Below are 17,331 nucleotides of genomic sequence, written 5' to 3' on the forward strand. Positions count from 1 at the left end.
CAAGTCGCGCGTTTACGGGAGGACAGCCATGACCGATTCATCCATTGGGACGCCGGAGCAACTTCGGGATCCAAACTACTTTCCAGCCATTTATCGGGCCGTACCGCTGGGGGTACAGCACGTGCTTGCAATGTTCGTGTCGAACGTTACTCCGGCGATTATCGTTGCCGGCGCGGCGGGTTTTGGTTTTGGCTCAAACAGCCCAGACTTTCCCGAGTTGCTGTATCTGATCCAGATGTCGATGCTTTTTGCTGGCGTTGCCACGCTGTTGCAAACGGTAACACTTGGCCCGGTTGGCGCGGCGCTTCCGATCGTACAGGGTACATCCTTCGCCTTTATTCCGATCATGATCCCTCTGGTTGCCGGAAAAGGCGTGGACGGTCTTGCCGCCCTGTTTGGGGGTGTGATTATCGGTGGCTTGTTTCATGCCCTATTGGGCACGGTAATCGGCAGGATACGCTTTGCACTGCCGCCGCTGGTGACCGGATTGGTCGTAACGATGATCGGTCTTGCGCTGGTAAAGGTCGGCATCGAATACGCAGCCGGAGGTGTCCCAGCCAAGGCCTCTGGCGCGGAAAGCTATGGCTCGCTGTCCAGCTGGACACCCGCGCTGATCGTTGTGTTTGTCACCTTGGGGCTGAAGTTTTTCGCGCGTGGCATGCTTTCCGTATCGGCTGTCCTGGTCGGTATTTTGGTGGGCTATGTTTATTGCCTGCTGGTTGGGAAGCTGCCTGTCGAAGTGATCTCAGGCTCGTGGGAACGCTCTGCGGCTTTCGCACTGCCGCAGCCTTTCAAATACGGCTTCGAGTTCTCGTTCGCCGCAGTAATCGGTTTCTGCCTCATGGCCTTTGTGTCCGCTGTCGAAACGGTCGGCGATGTCTCGGGGATCACCAAAGGTGGCGCAGGTCGTGAGGCCACCGACAAAGAGATACAGGGCGCCACATATGCTGACGGTTTCGGCTCTGCCATTGCTGGTGTCTTTGGCGGCTTCCCGAACACCTCGTTCAGCCAGAATGTCGGTCTGATCGCTATGACCGGCGTCATGAGCCGCCACGTGGTCACCATTGGTGCCATTTTCCTGATTGTGTGCGGTCTGGTGCCCAAGGTCGGCGGGTTGATCCGAACGGTTCCGATCGAAGTGCTGGGTGGCGGCGTCATAGTCATGTTCGGCATGGTTGTCGCCGCAGGCGTATCCATGTTGTCGGATGTTGTATGGAACCGTCGCAACATGGTGATCTTTGCGGTTTCGCTGTCGATTGGTCTGGGGCTTCAACTCGAAGTCATGAACGTGGCACCCGGATCGGCAAATGCGCTACAGCACCTGCCCGACACCCTGCGGGTCCTGGGCGCGTCAGGCATCCTTCCAGCAGCGTTTATCGCTATTGTGCTTAACCTGATCCTGCCAGAGACACTCGCTGATGAGGCGACAGAAGAAGTCTCTGGCGGTATGGCCGGCCACGGGCGCGGCGCGTTGGTTAAGGACGATCACGTCTGAGCCAGAAACCATTGCTTGGGCCTGTTCACAAGTGGATAGTCCCAAGCCGCAGTTAATTTCGGCCACGAAACGCAAACTCAATCCCGTGCGTCATTCGCCTTGTAAACCGTAAACAGTTCTTTCGGTTCCGGCACTCCACGCAGCATATAGCGACCGACAGAGACCAGCTCTGACGCGGCAGGTCGTGCAGCCTTTGCCACATCGTCCGAGATCAGGATCCGTTGCCCCAGCGACCGGTGCATTCCGGCAATCCGCGCGGTCTGGTTGACGGTCGGGCCGATGACGGTGAAGTCCAGGCGGTTCTCAGAACCAATATTGCCGTACAGAATCTCACCTGCATGCAGCGCCAGCGTATAGTTCGACACAGGCAGGCCATCGGCAGAACGTTGCGCGTTCAGTTTCGCCATCGACGTCTCCAATTCGGCGACGGCCGCCAGTGCCGCACGCGCGTCCGCATCGATCTCGCCCACATCAAACATGGCCATTAGCCCGTCGCCCATGAACTTGAGGATGCTTCCATCGCATTTGTGGACCACGTCTATCGCAGCGGCCAGATACTCGTTTAGCATCTCAATAAGCGCATCACCCGGCAGCTCTTCGGACAGGCTGGTGAACCCCTCAAGGTCAAAGTTCCAGATCACTGCATCGATCTGCTGAAGCGACCCGCGCCTGATCTCGCCGGACAAAACGCGCCGACCGGCATCGCGACCCAGATAGACGCGCATCAGGTCCTTTGATATCCGCTGGTTGTTTGCCGATTTCAAAGCCAATCCGAGATGCGGCAGGGCTGTATTGATCAACGCCAGATCGCTGTCCTTGAACCCCTCGGGCGCGTTTGACGTCCAGGACAACAATACACCGTTCACCGCCTTTTTGGCGTCCTTCGGCTGATTATGAGTCGGAATGTCAAAGGACACACCCGTCGCGTAATATTCAGTGGCGCCATGTTCGCGCAGTTCATTCAGCAAGGGAAATCGGCTGGGCTCGTTCTGATCCACCAACCGTTCGTGCACAACGCTTTCGCCTTCGTTCAGAACAGCAAACAGAGGGCTAGCACGCCATTGATCGCTGGGTTGTTCAGAGTATTCGAACTTTTGATATTCCCCGCCCTTGCCGTAATACCAGCTATAGCCGGTTCCGCCATAAATCGGGTGCAGGGTCGATTGGGCCGCGTGAAATCGCATTAGTGGAACGCCCAGTTCCACCAGGCGATTGCAGTACTCCTCCAGCAGTTCTTCTTTTTCGACACCCTCAAGCCCGCGCGCCACCAGCCAGTTGATCAGATCGCTTGATTTTGCCGTATCGGCATCCAAGGTCGTCATGTTTTGTCCCATTTTTGTTCTGGGCTTCATCTGGGAATTGAGGCAGTAAATTACCAGTGGTCAATTCATATGCGCCAGACGCCGAAGCATTTTGCGCAACAGTTCTGCTTCGTCCCGGGAAAACAGGCTGGCCAGCTTTGTATCATAGGCCTCGGCCACCAGGCGCAAATCCCTGTAAACCGTCTGACCTGCGGATGTCAGCGTCAATTGTTCAACCCGGCGGTCGGATGTGTCGCGATTACGGGCCAAGTATCGGCGCTGTTCCAATTTCGAAACTGCACGACTGACCTTGGTTTTGTGGATTTTGGCGCGCTCACCGATTTCTTTCGCAGTCATCTCGCCGTAATTTCCCAGATGAAACAAGACGCGCCATTCGGTGCGGAGCATTCCGTAACGGTCCTTATAGACCTGCTGAAACTCCAGCGAACTTTCTTCGGCTGCACGGTTCAGCAGATACGGCAGGAATTCCTGCAGATCAAAGTCATCTTTTTTGGCAGATTTGTCCTGAGTCATGCTTGTTAGTTACAAAATCAACTATTACTCGACAAGCAGCAATTGGAGGAACACAGGATGAACCATCCGACGGATCCGCACAAAATGACGCAAGCCGGCACGTCCGTTGGCACGCACGCGGGTTATATGCCCGGCTTTGGAAACGACTTTGAAACCGAGGCCCTTCCCGGCGCGCTGCCGCAGGGCATGAACAGCCCGCAGCGTTGCAATTACGGCCTTTATGGTGAACAGCTTAGCGGCACGGCCTTTACAGCAAATCCGCCCGAGCGCACGTGGTGCTATCGCATTCGCCCGTCGGTCAAGCATTCGCACCGTTATGAAAAAATCGAACTGCCACATTGGAAATCCGCGCCCTGCGTTGACCCGGACGTGATCAGCCTTGGCCAATACCGCTGGGACGCAGTGCCTCATTCCGATGAGGGGCTGACATGGCTCACCGGTATGCGCACCATGACAACGGCGGGGGATGTGAACACGCAGGTGGGCATGGCCAGCCACATCTATCTGGTCACCGACTCTATGGAGGATGACTATTTCTTCTCGGCCGATTCCGAGATGTTGGTGGTGCCACAGGAAGGTCGCCTGCGGTTCGCGACCGAACTCGGAATCATTGATCTGGAACCCAAGGAAATCGCCATTCTCCCCCGTGGCCTCGTGTACCGTGTCGAGGTGCTGGAAGGTCCGGCGCGCGGATTTGTCTGCGAGAACTACGGCCAGAAGTTCGAATTGCCCGGCCGCGGTCCAATTGGGGCCAATTGCATGGCCAACCCACGCGATTTCAAGGCTCCGGTGGCGGCGTTTGAAGACCGCGAGGTGCCTTCGACCGTGACGGTCAAATGGTGCGGGCAGTTCCATACCACAAAGATCGGCCAAAGCCCGCTGGACGTGGTGGCGTGGCACGGGAACTACGCGCCCTACAAATATGACCTGCGCACCTACTGTCCGGTCGGTGCAATTCTATTCGACCATCCCGATCCGTCGATCTTTACTGTCCTCACCGCGCCCTCAGGGCAACCGGGCACGGCTAACATCGATTTTGTCCTGTTCCGCGAACGCTGGATGGTGGCCGAGGATACGTTCCGCCCGCCCTGGTATCACAAGAACATCATGTCCGAGTTGATGGGCAACATTTACGGCCAGTACGATGCCAAACCGCAGGGGTTTGTTCCGGGCGGCATGAGTCTGCACAACATGATGCTGCCGCATGGCCCGGATCGGGAAGCGTTTGAAAAAGCATCAAACGCGAACCTCGGGCCAGACAAGCTGGACAACACGATGTCCTTCATGTTCGAAACCCGTTTCCCGCAGCATCTGACACCATTTGCAGCCAACGAAGCCCCGTTGCAGGATGATTACATCGACTGCTGGACGTCGCTTGAGAAAAAGTTCGACGGCACGCCGGGCAAAAAGTGACACCCAAAAGAGGTTTGAATACATGCCATTAATGAAATCCTGGGTGGCCTCGGCCAATGAGGCCGATCACCCGTTTCCTCTGAACAACCTGCCATACGGCGTTTTCTCGACCGAAGGAGGTGATCCGCGGTGCGGCGTGGCGATTGGCGACATGATTCTAGACGTCACCGCAGCTGAGGCAGGGGGCCTGATCGAACTGGCAGACGAGCCGCTCTTCGATCTGCCTTTCTGGAACCCGCTGATGGAGGAAGGTCCTGCCGTCTGGGCTGCATTGCGCAACCGCCTGACCGCATTATTGGCCGAAGGCGCCGAGGAACAGGCGCAGGTTGAACCGTTGCTTATTGCCCAGATCGACGCCGAAATGCACATGCCTTTCGCCGTCAGCGAATACACCGATTTCTATGCCGGACGTCACCACGCGCAAAACGTTGGCACCATGTTCCGCGGACCGGAAAATGCCCTGCCGCCGAACTGGTTGCATATCCCCATCGGGTATAACGGCCGGGCTTCTTCCGTTGTAGTGTCGGGCACCGATATCCGTCGGCCTTGGGGTCAGCTCAAGTCGCCCGATCATGACATGCCCGCTTTTCTACCTAGCCGTCGTTTTGACATCGAGCTTGAGATGGGCGCGATTGTCGGTACACCCTCGGACGGACCCATCTCGGTTCAGGAGGCCGACGACAACATCTTTGGCTACGTTCTGCTGAACGATTGGTCCGCACGCGATATTCAGGCCTGGGAATATCAACCCTTGGGGCCGTTTCAAGCCAAAGCCACAGCCACTTCGATCAGCCCGTGGATTGTGACAAAGGCGGCGCTGGAACCCTTTCGCTGCGACACGCCTGCGCGTGAATTCGAGTTATTGGATCACATCAAAGACTGCGGTCCGATGCTGTATGACATTGATATGGAGGTCACGATGGAGCCCGACGGCAAGGACGCCACAGTCATTGCCCGAACAAATTACAACGAAATGTACTACTCGGCCGCCCAACAACTGGCACATCATTCGACCTCAGGCTGCCCAATGAACACGGGCGATCTGCTTGGGTCTGGCACGATTTCCGGTCCAACAAAACCAGAGCGGGGCTCGCTGCTGGAACTCAGCTGGGGTGGAAAGGAACCGCTGACGCTGGATACCGGTGAAACCCGCACATTTATCGAGGACGGTGACACACTGACCCTGACAGGTGCCGCCAAGGGTAAAGGTTACACCATCGGGTTTGGCGACTGTGTCGGGACCCTGCTGCCCGCCGTTGAAAACCCATACGCCCGATAAGGAACTCATCATGTCCAAGGCATTCGCGTCCCAAGGGGACATGTCGGAAAAGAAGATCTCTTTCACCGAGGTCGGCGAGGGCCTTTATGCCTTCACCGCCGAAGGCGATCCAAATTCCGGCGTCATCATTGGCGATGACAGCGTCATGATTGTCGAGGCGCAGGCGACACCGCGTCTGGCCAACAAGGTGATCGAATGTGTGCGATCCGTGACCGACAAACCGATCACGCATGTTGCGCTGACCCACTACCACGCAGTCCGCGTATTGGGGGCCAGCGCCTTTGGTGCGCAACAGATCCTCATGTCCGACATGGCGCGCGCCATGGTCGTTGAACGCGGGCAAGAGGACTGGGATAGTGAGTTTCAGCGTTTCCCCCGCCTGTTCGAAGGTCATGAAAGCATCCCCGGCCTGACCTGGCCCACCACCACATTCAGCGACACGATGACGGTTTACCTGGGCAATCGCCGGGTCGATCTTATGCATTTGGGCCGCGCACACACCGCAGGTGATATCGTCATTCACGTACCCGATCAGAATATCATGTTCACCGGTGACATCGTCGAATACCACTCGGCCTGCTATTGCGGCGACGGGCATTTCAGCGATTGGGGTGATACGCTGGATGAAATCAAGTGGTTCGACGTTGATGCCATCGCACCGGGTCGCGGAGACGCTCTGGTCGGCAAGGACATGGTCAATGCAGCCATCGAAAACACCCGTGACTTTGTCGAAAGCACCTATCGCCCTGCTGCGAAAGTGGCGGCACGCGGTGGATCTCTGAAAGAGGCATGGGATGCAGTGCGCACAGAGTGCGATCCGAAATTCGCCGATTATGCGATCTACGAACATTGCCTGCCCTTCAATGTCGCCCGCGCCTATGACGAAGGACGCGGTATCGACACGCCCCGTATCTGGACCGCCCAGCGAGATATTGAGATGTGGGAGGCCCTGCAAGGCTGAAGAAGACGGGCAAATTTGATCCAGATCGTTTTGCACAGGGGAAATAGGTGGAATCATAGGGCAAGGCCTTCTGGCGCACATGTGCCAGAGGGCGGGATCTAGTGCGCCCACGGCGCCTGAGTATCGGGGGAGAGCCCATGAACAAGATTTTCGAAGTTCCACTCTATGCCTATCAACGCAGCCCGGATCAGGACACGGCAAGCTCGGTACGACACAAGGTTATCGTGATTGGTGCCGGCCCGGTTGGGTTGGCCGCAGCCATTGACCTGGCCCAGAAAGGGGTTCCTGTCGTCGTGCTGGACGACAATGACAAGGTTAGTTTTGGCAGCCGCGCGATCTGCTTTTCACAGCGCTCTCTGGAAATCGCCGACCGTCTGGGCGCCGGGGGTAAGTTGGTCGATAAAGGCGTGCTGTGGGATGCCGGCAAAGTCTTTTTTGACAACCGCCAGGTCTATGAGTTTCACCTGCAACCCGACGCAGGCTATGCGCACCCCGCCTTTATCAATCTGCAACAATACTATTTTGAAAAAGCGCTTGTTGAACGGGTGCGGGAATTGCAGGCCGAGGGCGCGCCGATTGAAATTCGCGGCCAGAACAAGGTCGAAGCCGTCGGTACCCACAACGATCACGTCAAGCTTGAAGTCGAAACTCCCGAAGGCCCCTATAACGTTGAGGCGGAATGGCTGATTGCCTGTGACGGTGCGAACTCGCCCACCCGCCGCATGCTCGGCCTGGACTTCGAAGGCCGCGTATTCGAAGACAACTTTCTGATCGCTGACGTGGTGATGCAGGCGGATTTCCCGACCGAACGCTGGTTCTGGTTCGACCCGCCGTTCAATCGCGGACAGTCTGCCCTGCTGCACAAGCAACCCGACAACGTGTGGCGGATCGACCTGCAACTGGGCAGGGACATCGACCCCGAGCAGGAAAAACAACCTGAAAACGTGATCCCTCGCCTAAAAGCGATGCTGGGCGAAGAGATCAATTTCGAACTTGAATGGGTCTCGATCTACACGTTCCAATGCCGTCGGATGGAGCGGTTCCGTCATGGTCGCGTTTTGTTTGCTGGCGACAGCGCTCATCAGGTCAGCCCCTTTGGCGCGCGCGGGGCCAACTCTGGTCTGCAGGACACAGACAACCTGTGCTGGAAACTAAAGATGGTTATAGACGGCGAAGCCCCCGAGCTTTTGCTGGAAAGCTATAACCGCGAACGGGTCGAAGCCGCTGATGAGAACATTCGCATGTCCACCCTATCGACGGAATTTATCACGCCCAAATCCGATATGTCGCGTCTTTTGCGGGATGCGGTTTTGGACCTCAGCGAGCACTACGCGTTTGCGCGCCCGCTGGTCAATTCCGGCCGGTTGAGCACACCATGCGCATATTCCGGATCATCGCTGAGTTCTGCGGATGCTCTGACCGGGCCAGAGATCACGCGCCCCGGTTCCGCCTGCCCGGACGCGCCTTTGGGCGAGGAATTTCTGCTGCCCAAGTTGGCCGGGAAATTCACTTTGTTGACTATAGATGCGGACGCTCCTGACAGTCTAAAAGAAGGCGACGTTACGGCCACGCGACTGGCTCTCTCGGTCAAGGATGACCTGACTTTGGAGTTGAAGCGCAGGTATCTGGGCGAAGCCCCGGGTGCGGTTTATCTGATCCGACCTGACCAGCACGTCGCCGCGCGCCGCGACACGTTCGAAGAAAACGCATTCCGGCAGGCGATCCGCCGGGCAACCGGCAAGGAATAAGCGACATGACCGATCTGATCCTTTCCCCCAATCTGGAAAATGCCGACGGTTTCTATGCCGATCTGGTTGCGGCGCATGATGGGCTGGACAAAGCCGACAGTGACGCCCTGAACGCACGTCTGGTTCTGGTCCTGGCCAATCACATTGGGAACGCAAATGTATTGTCTAGCGCCCTGAAAGCCGCCACGCTGAAGGACACCTGACGAACTGAGGAGATCGATGATGAGCGGCGTGGTGCTGTATGACTTTTGGCGGTCTTCGGCCAGTTACAGGGTGCGCATCGCGCTGAACCTGGCTGGGATCAGCTATCGCGGCGTGTCAATTGATCTGGCTGCGGGCGAACAAAGGTCCGACAACCACTTGGCGCGTAACCCACAGGGGCTGGTCCCCGTGCTCGAGATTGACGGGCTGCGGTTGACACAATCTCTGGCCATTATCGACTATCTTGACCAAACTCGCGGCCTTGGACTGTTGCCTCCGGAACCGGCGGCCCGGGCACATGCGCTGGCTTTGGCGCAATCCATCGCGGTCGATGTGCATCCGGTCTGCAATTTGTCCGTCGCGCAGTATGCGGCCGCGCTGAGTGATGGTGCTGACGGGATGCCCGGCACCTGGATGCGCCATTTCATTCGCCCCGGCCTACTGGCTTTTGAGGCGCTTCTCGAGGGCTTCGAACAAGCGCCCTATTGCACCGGGGCCAAGCCCGGACTGGCCGACGTTTGCCTGGTCCCGCAAATGTATAATGCGCGCCGTTGGGACGTGGATTTATCGGACTTGCCGCGCAGTCTAAGCGCCGAGATCGCTTGTGCCGAACATCCCGCCTTTGCCGCAGCCCACCCAGATATCCACGCACCCTCTTGACCTGGCGCACAGAGCCTGTGTGACGGCGCAAGTGGCGATACCATTTGCAGCGCAGTACCTTGTTCGAAACGTATGCAAGAGGTCCCAATGTCAGAGATCACCGGCTATCACGCCCATGTCTATTACGACGCAAATACGCAAGCCATTGCCCGGCAGGTCTGTGAAGAGGTCGCCGGCCTGTTTCCTGTTCAAATGGGGCGCATGCATGCCAAAAATGTAGGCCCCCACCCGCGATGGAGCTGCCAGCTGGGCTTTGGCCCGGACGCGTTCGATCAAGTCATGCCGTGGCTAATGCTGAACCGACAGGGCCTGACCATCTTCACCCACCCCGAAACCGGCGACCATCTGGCGGATCATCGGGACCGGGCCATCTGGATGGGTGAAATGCTGGATCTTGATCTGTCGATCTTTGACAAGGTGGGCGCTTAAGTCAGCGCCTTTGCCTGATCCCGCAATTTGAACTTTTGGATCTTGCCGGTCGAGGTCTTGGGTAAAGGTCCAAACACCACCGTTTTGGGGGCCTTGAAATGGGCCATGTTTTCCCGACAGAAGCCGATGATATCCGCGTCGCTCGCCTGTGCGTTTGGCTTTAGTTCAACGAACGCACAGGGTGTTTCACCCCACTTGTCGTCCGGGCGGGCGACCACGGCTGCCTCCATAACGGCTGGGTGTTTGTAAAGGATATCCTCAACCTCGACGGATGAGATATTCTCGCCACCTGAAATGATAATGTCCTTGGACCGGTCCTTAAGCGCGATGTAGCCGTCCGGATGCATCACCCCCAGATCACCCGAGGCAAACCATCCACCCCGGAACGCCTTATCTGTGGCTTCGGCGTTCTTGAGGTACCCTTTCATGACGACGTTGCCCTGCATGAAAATCTCACCCATCGTCTCGCCATCAGAGGGCACAGGTTCCAGCGTGTCCGGGTCGGCAACCATCAGCCCCGACAGAGCCGTATAGCGCACACCCTGACGGATCTTCAGCGCGGCGCGGTCTTCGGCCCCCTTGTCGTTCCACTCGTCTTTCCAGGCGCAGACAACCGACGGACCATAAGTCTCAGTCAATCCATAGACATGGGTAACCTCGACACCCATATTTTCCATGCTTTCGATAACTGCGGCAGGCGGTGGTGCACCAGCGGTCATTACCTTGATCTCGTGATCGAAGTCCTTGAGGTGATCGGGCGCGTTGGCCAGCATGTTCAGCACGATCGGCGCGCCACAGAAGTGGGTCACCTTCTCATCCCGAAACGCCGCGTAAATCGGTTCGTCCCGCACGGCCCGCAGACAGACCGAAACGCCTGCATTCGCGGCCATCGCCCAGGGGAAACACCAGCCGTTGCAGTGGAACATCGGCAGGGTCCACAAATAGACCGAATGCTTTGGCATGTTCCAGTCCAGCAGGTCCGACTGCGCGTTCAGCGCAGCGCCCCGGTGGTGATACACGACGCCCTTGGGATTGCCTGTTGTCCCCGAGGTATAGTTCAACGTGATCGCGTCCCACTCTTCTTTGGGTAAGGACCAGTTGAATTCAGGGTCGCCCTCGGCCAGCAAGGCGTCATAGGTCAGGCCACCCAGCTTCTCACCACCGCCAAAGCTCGGGTCCTCGATATCGACGATCAGTACATCATGATCCACCTGTTTCAGCGCCTCTTTGACCACGCCTGAAAACTCGGGATCGACCAGAAGGACTTTGGATTCCGCGTGATTCAGAATGAAGGCAATGATCGGTGCGTCCAATCGAGTGTTGATGGCATTCAGAACAGCACCTGCCATCGGCACGCCAAAATGCGCCTCATACATTTCCGGAATGTTGGCCGCGATGACTGAAACCGTGTCGCCCGTGCTGATTCCGCGGGCGGACAATGCGCCTGCCAGCCGGCGGCAGCGGGCATAGGTTTCAGCCCATGTATAGCGACGCGCGCCGTAAACCACGGAAGGATAGTCCGGGTAAATGTGCGCTGTCCGCTCGATAAAACTCAGCGGTGACAACGGTGTATAGTTTGCCCGACATTTGTCCAAATGACGCTCATAGATGCTGGCTTGTGTCATTTGCTGACCCTCCCTCTGCGGTTCCGGCGAATTGAGCACAAAGTCGTTCCTCTGACAAACCCGTAAAAATACGGCGTGGCCATGGACTGGAATTACGGGATGGTGCAATCTGGCCCTATCTCCGACAGAGCTTTCGCGGTGATCTGAGCCATCGAAAACACAAAGCCGGGACGGCCCTTTTCGCCGCCCGCGCCCCAGCCATTCTGAAAGGACATGTCATGGACGGCACGTTCAACGAAAACGATCTCTCGCGCGTGGTCGAAGCCGACCGCGCCCATATCTGGCACCACCTGCTGCAGCATAAGCCATTGGAAAGCAACGATCCGAAGATCATTGTCGAAGGCAAAGGCATGCGTGTCTGGGACCAGAACGGCAAAGAGCATCTGGATGCCGTGTCCGGTGGCGTCTGGACCGTTAACGTCGGCTATGGCCGCGAATCGATCTGTAAGGCGGTTCACGACCAGCTGATGAAGCTGTGCTATTTCGCCAATACCGCAGGGTCTATCCCCGGTTCGATCTTTGCTGAAAAGCTGATCAGCAAAATGCCGGGCATGAGCCGCGTTTATTACACCAACTCCGGTTCCGAAGCGAACGAGAAGGCGTTCAAGATGGTTCGCCAGATCGCGCACAAGCGCTACGGCGGCAAAAAAACCAAGATCCTGTACCGTGACCGCGACTATCACGGCTCGACCCTGGCAACCATGTCTGCAGGCGGCCAGGACGAGCGTACGGCGCAGTACGGTCCGTTCGCACCAGACTTTGTCCGCGTTCCGCATTGCATGGAATACCGCAAGCACGAGCTGGGCTTGGAAGAGCTGTCCGGCGAAGCATTCGGCAAAGCCGCGGCAGACGCCATCGAAGAGGTGATCCTGCGCGAAGGCCCCGAAACCGTTGGTGCGCTGTGCCTTGAGCCTGTGACCGCCGGTGGTGGCGTCATCGAAGCGCCCGAAGGTTACTGGGAACGCGTGCAGGAAATCTGCAAAAAGTACGACATCCTGCTGCATATTGACGAAGTTGTCTGCGGCGTGGGCCGTACCGGCACCTGGTTCGGTTATCAGCAGTACGGGATCAAGCCGGACTTCGTGACCATGGCCAAAGGCGTTGCCTCGGGCTATGCGGCGATTGCCGTGATGGTCACCACCGAGGAAGTCTTTGACATGTTCAAAGACGACATGTCGGACCCGATGAGCTATTTCCGCGACATCTCGACTTTTGGTGGCTGCACCGCCGGTCCAGCTGCGGCAATCGAAAACATGCGCATTATCGAAGACGAGAACCTGCTGCAGAATTGCATTGATATGGGCGACCGGATGTTGGGCAACCTGCAGGCGCTGATGGATAAGCACGAAGTTATCGGCGACGTGCGCGGCAAGGGTCTGTTCCTGGGTGCCGAACTGGTTTCCGACCGGGCCACCAAAGAGCCCATGGACGAGAAAAAGGTTCAGGCGGTTGTTGCCGACTGTATGGCGCAGGGCGTCATCATCGGGGCCACCAACCGTTCGATCCCCAGCCGCAACAACACGCTGTGCTTCTCGCCTGCGTTGATTGCAACCGCAGACGACATCGACCAGATCACTGATGCGGTCGACGGCGCACTGGGTCGTGTATTCGGCTGAACGTAACTGAAAACATCTGCCACCACTCACGCAATAACGGCAGATGAACTTAAACCGGCGCGCCCACCGCGCCGGTTTTTTTGTGTTTACACACGCGGGTTTGTCAAAAGCGCCAACTCAAGTACCTTGTGGCTATCACACCCCTTGCAGGAGACGTGTCCAATGGTACTCAAGCTCATCCGAAGCCTCGCCGCCGTGGCCATCCTTGCGGTCGCCACCCCTTCCGGCGCTGATGAAGGCAGCGGCTTTCCCCAGATCGTCGGCACTTGGCACGGCACCTATCTGGTCGCTTTCGCCAAATCGAACCCAAACCACGGGAAAGGCCTGCTGAAAACCGAGATGGAGCTGGAAGTCACCAAGCTGGACGGCAACCTAATCACCGCCACCAATCGCTGGCGGCGCATCGGTGACACCGAGTGGATCGTCGAAGAAGCAATGGGCACCTTCAGCCTGGACGATCCCACTCGCTTTGTTCTGGCCGAGGCCGGGATTTCGGGCGAAGACGTCTCGGCGGGGATTTTCAACGGAGTCTACCTGGATGACGTGATCATGGTCACCTATGCCGGTCCGGGAACCGGCGTGGCGTTTGCAGCGCAGTTGGTAAAGAAAGACCCAAGCAAATAGGCTTATGGCTCCGCTAAAAATTAGCGAAACACGCCAGCCAAAGTTTGGCCGCCATCCTATCTCTTGCCGTTATGCCTCCACTGATGCAGACTTGAATCAGGAAGGATATCTGCTTCACCACTTAGCAAGTTGGCAGACCACCCAGCGCGACACCATTCTTTGAGAGGAGTGTGTCATGGCATCCAAAGCTACAGGGTCCACACCACCGGACAACCTGACGCCGCAACAAGCGGCTATGCCCCAAATCAATAGGGTAACGACAAGTGATATCACCGCATCGCTGAAGGCAGGGTTTTCCGACTTTCTGGCACGCCCTTTTATGAGCGGATTCTTCGGCCTGTTCTATGCGGTTTTCGGAATCCTGATGGTTTGGAGCTTGGTCTGGCTCGGCAAGATTTGGATGATCATTCCCGCCATTGTTGGTTTTCCTCTGGTCGCACCTTTCGCTGCCGCTGGGCTTTATGAAATGTCCCGTCGGTTGCAGAACGGAGAGAGGTTCGGCTGGTCAGAAATCCTGACCGTGATGGCCAATCAACGCAAACGCGAAATGGGATGGATGGCCTTTGTCACCCTGTTCATTTTCTGGGTGTGGATTTACCAGATTCGGCTTTGGCTAGCGATCACCCTGCAGAACGCATCCTTTTCGGATTTTGAAGGGTTCTTGAATATCGTATTCTTCACACCTCAGGGCTGGACCTTCCTTGCCATTGGCACCTGCGTCGGCGCATTTTTGTCGGCCGTACTATTCTCGGTGACTGTCGTTGCCATGCCCATGCTGCTCGACCGGGAAACCAATTTTGTTTCGGCCATGCTGACTTCTTTGCGCGTCGTCGCGGAAAGCCCGGGTGTCATGCTCACTTGGGCCGCGATCATCTCAGTTACCGTGCTGTTGTCGCTGGTTCCGGCGTTTCTGGGCCTGATCTTTACGTTGCCGATCCTTGGCCACACCACATGGCATCTTTATCAGCGGGCGGTACCGCCAGTGCAGGAGTGATCCGTCGGAGTATCACCATGGCCATTGTGCGCTTTTAATTCTCGAAGTGTTGCTGAGTCCACTTTCGGCTATCAATGAAAAAGGCCGCCCCAAATGGGACGGCCTTTCATTCACTGTCTCTGCTAAGAGAGGATCAGGCAGCCAGAGCAGCCTGAGCTTGGGCGACGATCGTGCCGAACGCTTCCGGTTCGTGCACGGCCAAGTCGGCCAAAACTTTACGATCCACTTCGATACCAGCCAAGGTCAGGCCGTTGATGAAGCGGGAATATGTCAGTGCTTCGTCATGCGAACGGACAGCAGCGTTGATACGCTGGATCCACAGCGCGCGGAAGTTGCGCTTGCGGTTTTTACGGTCGCGGGTTGCATACTGGTTCGCCTTGTCGACGGCCTGACGGGCAACCTTGAAGGTGCTCTTGCGGCGGCCATAGTAACCTTTGGCGGCCTTGATAACCTTCTTGTGACGGGCGTGAGTTACGGTTCCACCTTTAACGCGGGACATCTCTTAATCTCCTCTTAGCGGTCGTAGGGCATGTAGCCCTTGACGATCTTGGCGTCGGGGGCGGACAGGGTGGTGTTGCCACGGGCGTCGCGGATGAACTTTTTGGTCCGCTTGATCATGCCGTGACGTTTGCCGGCCTGGCCAGCAAGGACCTTACCGGTCGCAGTCACCTTAAAGCGCTTTTTGGCGCTCGACTTTGTCTTCATCTTAGGCATTTCCGTCTCCTTTCGGGGTTCGGTTTCAGACGCGACTCGGCATGCCATCTCGGCCGGTCACGCGATCAGAAGCGCCGTTTACGCAAGTTCGACTATACTGGCAAGGGGGTTTGGACCAGAATCTGCGCTTTTTACAGGCTGATCAGGCACCGGGGCGACAAAGGCCGCCCCGGTGGTTTGATTTAGTGTTCGAATTTGCGGATTTCGCCGGTCTTTAGTCGACTCGCATAGCTGGCCAGTTCTTCACGCACCACCTTCATCAGGAAGTAGAGCGCAAACACGTTCACGACCGCCATCGCAAAGATCGCCGCATCCGAGAAGTCGATGACAGGGCCAAGATTGGCCGCCGCGCCGATAACAACGAAGATGCAGAAGATGACCTTGAACACCAGCTCCTTGGCGTGGCCTTCCCCGAACAGATAAGTCCAGGCCTTGAGGCCATAGTAGGACCAGCTGATCATGGTTGAGAAGGCAAACAAGACCACCGCAATCGCCAGTACATATGGGAACCAGCTGAAGGCACTACCAAAGGCCGCCGAGGTCAGGCTGACGCCCGAGTTGCCATCAACAGTCGCAATGGCATTACCCGCTTCGTTCAGCATGTAGTTGCCGGTTTCCGGATCGACGATCAGCTGCTGGGTGATGATGATGACCAGCGCAGTCATCGTACAGATCACGACCGTATCGATGAACGGCTCAAGCAACGAGACGAATCCCTCGGTGATCGGCTCTTTGGTCCGCACCGCCGAGTGTGCAATCGCTGCAGAACCCACGCCCGCTTCGTTCGAGAACGCAGCACGACGGAAGCCTTGGATCAGCGCCCCGACCATACCACCAGCAACGCCGAGGCCGGTGAAGGCACCTGCGAAAATCTGGCCGAACGCCCAGCCGATTTGATCAGCATTCATGATGATGATCACCAACGCAGCAGCCACATACAGGATGCCCATGAATGGAACGACCTTTTCGGTCACCCGTGCGATGGATTTCAGTCCACCCACAATGACAAGGAACACGATGATTGCAAAGACAACCCCTGTGATCCATCCGGGATAGTCGCCCGTGATACCCGCGATCTGTTGATGCGCCTGATTGGCCTGGAACATATTGCCCCCGCCCAGCGCGCCCAGAATACAGAAGATCGAGAACAGGACGGCCAGAATCTTGCCTCCAGGCAAGCCAAGCTCGTCAAAGCCCTTGGACATATAATACATCGGGCCACCGGAAACGGTTCCATCCTCGTATTCGTTGCGGTATTTCACGCCCAACGTACATTCGGTGAATTTCGACGCCATGCCCAGAAGGCCCGCGACAATCATCCAGAAGGTGGCACCCGGTCCGCCAATGCCGACAGCAACCGCCACACCGGCGATGTTGCCTAGGCCAACCGTCCCCGACAGCGCCGTGGCCAGAGCCTGAAAGTGGCTGACCTCACCCGCGTCATTGGGATCGGAGTAGTCGCCTTTGACAAGGCTGATCGCGTGGCCAAAGAACCTGAGCTGCACAAAGGCAAAGTACAGCGTAAAGACAGTCGCCGCGACGACCAACCAACCCACGATCCACGGGAAACTGGTTCCCGGGAACGGCGCAAAGATAAAGCTGACAAATGGCCCGGTGAAATCGGCAAATGCCTGATTGATCTTGTCGTCTAGTCCAGGCGCGTCTTGCGCCATTGCAGGAGCGGCGATCAAGGCGGCGATTACAGCCAACCAGAGATGTTTCAACATAGTCATTCTC

At 57.1% G+C, this 17,331-nt stretch carries 18 protein-coding genes; 11 read left to right on the forward strand and 7 right to left on the reverse strand.

The window, feature by feature from the left end; translation table 11 throughout:
* The first annotated feature begins 28 nt into the window (after positions 1 to 28).
* Positions 29 to 1,495 (forward strand): uracil-xanthine permease family protein, encoded by a 1,467-nt coding sequence (locus tag RUA4292_RS18880; RefSeq protein WP_058278993.1) that lies wholly within the window; start codon positions 29 to 31, stop codon positions 1,493 to 1,495.
* A gap of 77 nt (positions 1,496 to 1,572) precedes the next feature.
* Here RUA4292_RS18880 and RUA4292_RS18885 read toward each other — a convergent pair whose 3' ends face one another.
* Together RUA4292_RS18885 and RUA4292_RS18890 are read right to left on the reverse strand one after the other, a co-directional pair.
* A complete protein-coding gene (locus tag RUA4292_RS18885) occupies positions 1,573 to 2,817 on the reverse strand; it encodes an adenylate/guanylate cyclase domain-containing protein (protein ID WP_058279052.1) in 1,245 nt (414 codons plus the stop codon).
* 60 nt (positions 2,818 to 2,877) lie between these two features.
* Positions 2,878 to 3,330, reverse strand: coding sequence for a MarR family winged helix-turn-helix transcriptional regulator (locus RUA4292_RS18890; RefSeq protein ID WP_058278994.1), 453 nt, complete (start codon positions 3,328 to 3,330; stop codon positions 2,878 to 2,880).
* Positions 3,331 to 3,387: 57 nt separating this feature from the next.
* Here RUA4292_RS18890 and hmgA point away from each other — a divergent pair, with 57 nt between their 5' ends.
* The 7 genes from hmgA to RUA4292_RS18925 all read left to right on the forward strand — a co-directional run bounded on the left by hmgA (position 3,388) and on the right by RUA4292_RS18925 (position 10,021).
* Positions 3,388 to 4,743, forward strand: coding sequence for a homogentisate 1,2-dioxygenase (gene hmgA, locus RUA4292_RS18895; protein ID WP_058278995.1), 1,356 nt, complete (start codon positions 3,388 to 3,390; stop codon positions 4,741 to 4,743).
* A 22-nt stretch (positions 4,744 to 4,765) separates the two neighbouring features.
* The gene (gene fahA, locus RUA4292_RS18900) at positions 4,766 to 6,022 is read left to right on the forward strand and encodes a fumarylacetoacetase (protein ID WP_058278996.1); all 1,257 of its coding nucleotides are present in this window, start codon (positions 4,766 to 4,768) and stop codon (positions 6,020 to 6,022) included.
* Between the two features lie 10 nt (positions 6,023 to 6,032).
* Positions 6,033 to 6,983: an MBL fold metallo-hydrolase gene (locus RUA4292_RS18905; RefSeq protein WP_058278997.1), complete on the forward strand. Its 951-nt coding sequence runs from the start codon at positions 6,033 to 6,035 to the stop codon at positions 6,981 to 6,983.
* A 137-nt stretch (positions 6,984 to 7,120) separates the two neighbouring features.
* The gene (locus RUA4292_RS18910; protein ID WP_058278998.1) at positions 7,121 to 8,731 is read left to right on the forward strand and encodes an FAD-dependent oxidoreductase; all 1,611 of its coding nucleotides are present in this window, start codon (positions 7,121 to 7,123) and stop codon (positions 8,729 to 8,731) included.
* A gap of 5 nt (positions 8,732 to 8,736) precedes the next feature.
* A complete protein-coding gene (locus RUA4292_RS18915) occupies positions 8,737 to 8,934 on the forward strand; it encodes a DUF2783 domain-containing protein (RefSeq protein WP_058278999.1) in 198 nt (65 codons plus the stop codon).
* A gap of 19 nt (positions 8,935 to 8,953) precedes the next feature.
* Positions 8,954 to 9,592: a maleylacetoacetate isomerase gene (maiA, locus tag RUA4292_RS18920; protein ID WP_058279000.1), complete on the forward strand. Its 639-nt coding sequence runs from the start codon at positions 8,954 to 8,956 to the stop codon at positions 9,590 to 9,592.
* 87 nt (positions 9,593 to 9,679) lie between these two features.
* Positions 9,680 to 10,021 carry a DOPA 4,5-dioxygenase family protein gene (locus RUA4292_RS18925; protein WP_058279053.1) on the forward strand — a complete coding sequence of 114 codons (342 nt, stop codon included), beginning with the start codon at positions 9,680 to 9,682 and terminating at the stop codon, positions 10,019 to 10,021.
* Here RUA4292_RS18925 and RUA4292_RS18930 read toward each other — a convergent pair.
* Positions 10,018 to 11,646, reverse strand: a complete 1,629-nt coding sequence (locus RUA4292_RS18930) for an acyl-CoA synthetase (protein ID WP_058279001.1) — start codon at positions 11,644 to 11,646, stop codon at positions 10,018 to 10,020. The genes RUA4292_RS18925 and RUA4292_RS18930 overlap by 4 nt on opposite strands.
* A gap of 92 nt (positions 11,647 to 11,738) precedes the next feature.
* Positions 11,739 to 11,861, reverse strand: a complete 123-nt coding sequence (locus RUA4292_RS25500) for a hypothetical protein (RefSeq protein ID WP_267885466.1) — start codon at positions 11,859 to 11,861, stop codon at positions 11,739 to 11,741.
* Positions 11,862 to 11,864: 3 nt separating this feature from the next.
* Between RUA4292_RS25500 and RUA4292_RS18935 the strand changes: the two genes are divergently transcribed.
* The 3 genes from RUA4292_RS18935 (at position 11,865) to RUA4292_RS18945 (ending at position 14,880) form a co-directional block, all read left to right on the forward strand.
* Positions 11,865 to 13,262, forward strand: a complete 1,398-nt coding sequence (locus tag RUA4292_RS18935; protein WP_058279002.1) for an aminotransferase family protein — start codon at positions 11,865 to 11,867, stop codon at positions 13,260 to 13,262.
* Between the two features lie 162 nt (positions 13,263 to 13,424).
* Entirely contained in the window at positions 13,425 to 13,886 is a 462-nt protein-coding gene (locus RUA4292_RS18940; protein ID WP_058279003.1) for a hypothetical protein, read from the forward strand.
* A 175-nt stretch (positions 13,887 to 14,061) separates the two neighbouring features.
* Positions 14,062 to 14,880: a DUF2189 domain-containing protein gene (locus RUA4292_RS18945; RefSeq protein ID WP_058279004.1), complete on the forward strand. Its 819-nt coding sequence runs from the start codon at positions 14,062 to 14,064 to the stop codon at positions 14,878 to 14,880.
* Positions 14,881 to 15,013: 133 nt separating this feature from the next.
* Here the strand turns inward: RUA4292_RS18945 and rplT are convergent, their stop codons facing one another.
* The 3 genes from rplT to RUA4292_RS18960 all read right to left on the reverse strand — a co-directional run bounded on the left by rplT (position 15,014) and on the right by RUA4292_RS18960 (position 17,327).
* On the reverse strand, positions 15,014 to 15,379 hold the full coding sequence (rplT, locus tag RUA4292_RS18950; RefSeq protein WP_058279005.1) for a 50S ribosomal protein L20: 366 nt from the start codon (positions 15,377 to 15,379) through the stop codon (positions 15,014 to 15,016).
* A 14-nt stretch (positions 15,380 to 15,393) separates the two neighbouring features.
* Positions 15,394 to 15,594, reverse strand: coding sequence for a 50S ribosomal protein L35 (rpmI, locus tag RUA4292_RS18955; protein WP_010443552.1), 201 nt, complete (start codon positions 15,592 to 15,594; stop codon positions 15,394 to 15,396).
* Positions 15,595 to 15,776: 182 nt separating this feature from the next.
* Complete coding sequence (locus tag RUA4292_RS18960) at positions 15,777 to 17,327, reverse strand: alanine/glycine:cation symporter family protein (RefSeq protein ID WP_058279006.1); 1,551 nt, start codon at positions 17,325 to 17,327, stop codon at positions 15,777 to 15,779.
* Positions 17,328 to 17,331 lie beyond the last annotated feature (4 nt).

This window comes from Ruegeria atlantica (assembly GCF_001458195.1).
In the GTDB taxonomy this organism is placed as follows: Bacteria; Pseudomonadota; Alphaproteobacteria; order Rhodobacterales; family Rhodobacteraceae; genus Ruegeria; species Ruegeria atlantica.